The sequence below is a fragment of the Endozoicomonas sp. YOMI1 genome, assembly GCF_024606345.1.
Classification (GTDB): domain Bacteria; phylum Pseudomonadota; class Gammaproteobacteria; order Pseudomonadales; family Endozoicomonadaceae; genus Endozoicomonas.
In genome coordinates, this window is the sequence record NZ_JAHHPM010000306.1 from 1 (window position 1) to 1,992 (window position 1,992).

3 protein-coding genes are annotated in these 1,992 nt (G+C 44.9%); 1 reads left to right on the forward strand and 2 read right to left on the reverse strand.

The window, feature by feature from the left end; all coding sequences use genetic code 11:
* On the forward strand, positions 1-195 hold a 195-nt coding region (locus tag KDK15_RS11020; RefSeq protein ID WP_257295408.1), incomplete at its 5' end, for a hypothetical protein.
* 18 nt (positions 196-213) lie between these two features.
* On the opposite strand, the gene KDK15_RS11025 is transcribed toward KDK15_RS11020, so the two are convergent.
* Positions 214-1,029, reverse strand: a complete 816-nt coding sequence (locus tag KDK15_RS11025) for a serine protease (protein ID WP_257295409.1) — start codon at positions 1,027-1,029, stop codon at positions 214-216.
* 46 nt (positions 1,030-1,075) lie between these two features.
* On the reverse strand, positions 1,076-1,783 hold the full coding sequence (locus tag KDK15_RS11030; RefSeq protein ID WP_257295410.1) for a SapC family protein: 708 nt from the start codon (positions 1,781-1,783) through the stop codon (positions 1,076-1,078).
* Between the last annotated feature and the right edge of the window lie 209 nt (positions 1,784-1,992).

Below are 1,992 nucleotides of genomic sequence, written 5' to 3' on the forward strand. Positions count from 1 at the left end.
CACTATGGATTTAAGATGCGCCTGAAGTGGTATGGCAAGAAATATGGCAAACATGATGAATGGTTCTGGCAGCTTACTGAGCGTGAGCTGCCACTATGCCAGTGCAGAAAAATACCCATACAGCGCCTCCTCGTGACCGTGGGAACGAGGTATAATTATATAATTATTCTATTTATTCTTTTGCCAAATCACTGATTTCCTGTGGTCTGGTAGTCAAATATCAGGAACTATCTGCCTTACCCAACCCAACAGTTCAACTATGTTGGTATAGACACCCGGATAACCCGGCTCAGCACAACCATACCCCCAACTCACAACACCCAGCTGGTACCAGGTGCCCTGGTGGTTATAAATCAGGGGGCCACCGCTATCGCCCTGACAGGAGTCTTTTCCTCCTTCATCAAAGCCAGCGCACAGCATGTTTTTGGTAATAGCCCCTTCATACCTGGAGTTACAAAGCTCTCTATCCACATAGGGAACCTGAACCACATGCAGCGTGTCCGGTTGCCCCTTATCGTACCCCAGGGATCCCCAGCCCATAGCCTCAAATACTGAAGCTTTCTTGATAGCATCAAATTGTTCTTCAGAAATCAGGGGAACAGATTCAATACCCTCGACGTCCTGCTGTAATTCAATAATGGCAATATCGTTATCTATGGCTCTATTGTCATAAGCAGGGTGGGTATAAAACCTTGCCACCTGGTAGAGCCTGCCGGTGTCCGGTTCACTGAGTTTATGCCCCCCCAGCCAGACGGAAACAAATTCGGCATAATCTTCAACGGCTTCGACACAGTGGGCTGCCGTCAGGACATACTTCCCACCAATGTAGGCCCCACCACAAAAATGGATGTCTCCCAATGCTCTCAATGACGCCATGTATGGACGGGAAAACGGCGGAAGCTCATCACCACCAACAATTCTTATTCCCGAATAGCCACTCGTCTCTTCAGGATGGGCATTGACATTTGCAGCAAATACTAAAACTAATTGACTTAATGCCAACATGGCCATTTGTATGAGTTTTTTCACTATTGAAGTCCCTTTCAACGTTAAACCCACTAAGAGGTCATTGATATTACAGTTTTGGTTTCTGCCGCTTAACAAGACGGTTTAATGCACCCAATGAGTGTAAGTGCGCATAGGTCCACGCCAGCCAACCGGAATCAAACCAGCTTTTCACTTTTTTTTCCGGAATGGAATTCAGTTTTTTCTCATCAATAACCATTAATCCTTCGAGTCTTAAGGGCTTATCCTTCTCCAGGAGAATCTGGAGATTAAACGGTGATAGCAGATCAAGCGCTTTTAATTCATTACAATAATCAAGGGTATGCTTGTACTGCTGATCATAGTTATTAAGAAATTGAATTATGTTATTCAGTGTTTCTGTATTTTCACCGTCATCACTGAAAAGCGCTTCACCTTCTTCGCCATCGAACTGACTGGCTTTCTGATCAAAGCAAACGGTGCCTTCATCGGTCAGGGCGAAAGGATAACGGCGGATAAAAGCAGGAATATAGCTGTCACTCCAGCTGCCTGCCTCACCCAGATGCTTATGTCCTGCATCCATCAGCGAAAGCAGGGCAAGGGGAAAAAAGTTACCCTCATCATCCTTACTGAAGAGCACAGGCATATCACGACTGGCCTCAAAAAACTCGATACCTGTCAGTGGTACCGAGTTTACATCTTCCGTGAAAGAATAGTCGTCCGATGCCTTGAACTTAAGGGTCTTATGCACTTCGCGGTTGAGAAATGCCGGCTCATTGTAAAACAGTAATGTTGCCATAGTCAGGGGCCGCCTCTCTTGTTTGGTCAGGCTATAAAGCCATGTCTAAAAATAGTTGCTTGGACGTTTTTAAGCTGACCTGAGCTTAAAATTTTTACATAGCACATTAAAGGTATCAACGAATAAAATGTTATATATTGTTGAGAGTAAGCCGATTCAGCAATTCCCGACAACCATACGCCTTAAGTCGTATAACATTGTATTATCCA

What these genes read in the sequence shown, in the direction of transcription:
- KDK15_RS11030 (WP_257295410.1), bottom strand. Translation starts at nt 1,783, where the DNA reads ATGGCAACATTACTGTTTTACAATGAGCCGGCATTTCTCAACCGCGAA.